2 protein-coding genes and 1 pseudogene are annotated in these 3140 nt (G+C 69.2%); 2 read left to right on the top strand and 1 reads right to left on the bottom strand.

Going from position 1 to position 3140, the window contains the following annotated elements; all coding sequences use genetic code 11:
• Nucleotides 1-309, top strand: a pseudogene (locus G6020_RS07890) (SGNH/GDSL hydrolase family protein); the annotation flags it as partial.
• 34 nt (nt 310-343) lie between these two features.
• Entirely contained in the window at nt 344-1564 is a 1221-nt protein-coding gene (locus G6020_RS07885) for an acetyl-CoA C-acetyltransferase (protein WP_182610247.1), read from the top strand.
• 363 nt (nt 1565-1927) lie between these two features.
• Here G6020_RS07885 and G6020_RS07880 read toward each other — a convergent pair whose 3' ends face one another.
• Complete coding sequence (locus G6020_RS07880) at nt 1928-2791, bottom strand: Bax inhibitor-1/YccA family protein (protein ID WP_182610246.1); 864 nt, start codon at nt 2789-2791, stop codon at nt 1928-1930.
• Nucleotides 2792-3140: the final 349 nt, after the last annotated feature.

Genomic DNA, 3140 nt, shown 5'->3' with positions numbered 1-3140 from the left:
GCCGAGCGCGCCGCCGAGGACGCGGAGACCGCCGCCGAGGCGGCCGCGGACGGCGCGGACGACGAGCACCGCGAGTCGGTCGTCGCCCGGCTGACCAAGCGACTGACCGACTTCGTCCGTACCCACGAGGACGCGGAGGACCTCGACGAGAACACGTACCTGCATAATGAGGACGTGGACGGCGATCCGGAGAGCACGGGCGATGCCCGCGAGGCGGCGGACACCCTCCGCCGCCGGAGCCGCATCCTGCGCCTGACCCGCCCCACCCGGGACCTGTCCGCCCCGGAACTCACCCCCGACCACACCTAGCACCGAGTATCCACCCGCAAAGAAGGAGCCTTCCATGCCGGAAGCCGTGATCGTCTCGTACGCCCGCTCGCCCATCGGGCGCGCCAACAAGGGATCCCTCGTGGGTATCCGCTCGGATGACCTCGCCGCGCAGATGGTGACAGCGGCCCTCGCCAAGGTCCCGTCGCTCGACCCCACCCAGATCGACGACCTCATGCTGGGCTGCGGCCTGCCGGGCGGCGAGCAGGGCTTCAACATGGGCCGTGTCGTCTCCGTGCTCGCCGGCCTGGACACCGTCCCCGGCACCACGGTCAACCGCTACTGCTCCTCCTCGCTGCAGACCACCCGCATGGCGCTGCACGCGATCAAGGCCGGCGAGGGTGACGTGTTCATCTCCGCCGGTGTCGAGACCGTGACCAACTTCGCCAAGGGCACCTCCGACCACTGGCCGGACACCCACAACCCGCTCTTCGCCGACGCCGAGGCCCGCACCGGCACGCGCGCCGAGGGTGGCGCCGAGACGTGGACCGACCCCCGCGAGAACGGCCTGCTGCCGGACGTCTACATCCCGATGGGCCAGACCGCCGAGAACGTCGCGCAGATGACCGGCATCACCCGCGAGGAGCAGGATCACTGGGGCGTGCGCTCGCAGAACCGCGCTGTCGCCGCGGTCGAGAACGGCCACTTCGCCAACGAGATCACCCCTGTCACCATGCCCGACGGCACCGTGGTCTCCACCGACGACGGCCCGCGGCCCGGCACCACCTACGAGAAGATCTCGCAGCTCAAGCCGGTCTTCCGCCCCGACGGCACCATCGCCGCCGGCAACTGCTGCCCGCTCAACGACGGCGCCGCCGCCCTGGTGATCATGTCCGACACCAAGGCCAAGGAGCTCGGCCTCACGCCGCTCGCCCGCGTGGTGTCCACCGGCGTCTCGGGCCTGTCCCCCGAGATCATGGGCCTCGGCCCGATCCAGGCCGTCAAGAACGCCCTGAAGATCGCCGGCAAGTCGGTGTCCGACATCGACCTGTTCGAGATCAACGAGGCGTTCGCCGTCCAGGTCCTCGGCTCCGCCCGTGAGCTCGGGATCGAGGAGGACAAGCTCAACATCAACGGTGGCGCCATCGCGCTCGGCCACCCGTTCGGCATGACCGGCGCCCGCATCACCGCCTCGCTCATCAACAACCTGCAGGCCGCGGACAAGCAGTTCGGCGTCGAGACCATGTGCGTCGGCGGCGGCCAGGGCATGGCGATGGTGCTCGAGCGCCTGAGCTGATCCCCGCCCGCCCGGCCTGATCGCGCGCGCCCCGCGTCCCGGCGTCGACCCAGCGTCGAAAAGAGCGTTCCGAACCCGTTTCCCCAGGAGACGGTGTTCGGAACGCTCTTTTCGTTGCGCCCTCGACCGTCAGATTGTCCGCCATCCGCTCGCCCCGCCGAGTGGTCGCAAATGCGCGTATTCCGATTCCGCATCCTGGGAGAACGTGAGCATGTGTGACCTCTCGGCGAGAAGCCGAGCCCGCCACGCTCCTCCGAAATAGCGGCTGCCCCGACCCCTGGTTGGGGTCGGGGCAGCAGGGCCGGCTCGCCGGTTCGCCGCAGCAGCCAGGGCCACCGACGGCGGCGCTACCGCTCGCGCTGATCAGTCGCGGAAGTAGCTCATCAGACGCAGGATCTCGATGTACAGCCAGACCAGGGTGACGGTCAGGCCGAGCGCGACGCCCCACGACATCTTGTTGGGGGCACCGGCGCGCACGAGGCGATCGGCGTTGTCGAAGTCCAGCAGGAAGCTGAACGCGGCCAGGCCGATGCACAGGAGGCAGAAGGCGATCGCGATCGGGCCGCCGTCGTACAGCGGGTTGGAGCCACCGGTGAAGAAGCTCAGCAGGATACTACCGAGCGCCGCGAACAGCACGCCCACGATGGCGGCGGTGAGGAACCGCGTGAACTTGGGGGTCACGCGCACGGCGCCGGTCTTGTAGACGAACAGCATGCCCACGAACACACCGATGGTGCCGAGGATCGCCGCGCCGACGGCACCCAGGACGCCACCGCCCTGCAGATCAGCGGTGAACAGGTAGGTGGCAGCGCCCACGAAGAGCCCCTGCAGGCCGCCGTAGACCAGGGTGACGGGGGCCGAGTCCATCTTGCGGCCGAACGTGGCGACGAGCACCACGACGAGACCGCCGATACCGCCGATGAGCAGCAGCGGGAACAGCAGACCGGGGTTGATGCTGATCATGTAGAACGCGATCACGCCCACGATGCTGAGCAGACCCAGGGTGGTGGCGGTCTTGCTGACGACGTCGTCGATCGTCATGGGCCGCGTGTCCGTGTCGAACTGCGGATGGGCCTGGGGGGCGCCGTACCCGGGCTGGGCACCGAAACCCTGCTGGCCGTACTGGCCCTGCTGGAAGCCCGCGCGTCCGGCACCACCGAGGTGGGTGGCGCCACGCGCGCTGTCCTGGGACAGGGAACTGAAGACCGGATTGCTGCTCGTGCGCATCGAGGTCCCTTCGGATTGTCGGGGAAGGTCGTTGATCGAGAGTCCCCGCCGGGTCACCGACGAATCACTCGTACTGGTCAACGCGCGGGCCCACCTGAGTGTTCCCCGCGTCGACCCCCATCCTGCCCGACCGGTCGGACGTCCCGCGCACCAACCCTTTAGCGATATGTCGTTGACACTCTTTGGGATGTCGCGAATACTCTATGGCAGGCGGGCGCCGATGGGGCGCCCAGGACATTGGGAGTCGGCGATGCACAGCGACGACGCACACGAACCGGGTGACTTCGGCCCCCCGGACACACGGAGCCGGGGCGGACACCCGCGGCGTGGCGGCCGCCCCGGCCGCCCG

The organism is Dietzia sp. B19, assembly GCF_014145155.1.
Taxonomy (GTDB): Bacteria; Actinomycetota; Actinomycetes; order Mycobacteriales; family Mycobacteriaceae; genus Dietzia; species Dietzia natronolimnaea.
The sequence above is the reverse complement of the archived record's forward strand: the minus strand, read 5'-3'. Positions and strand labels throughout refer to the sequence as shown.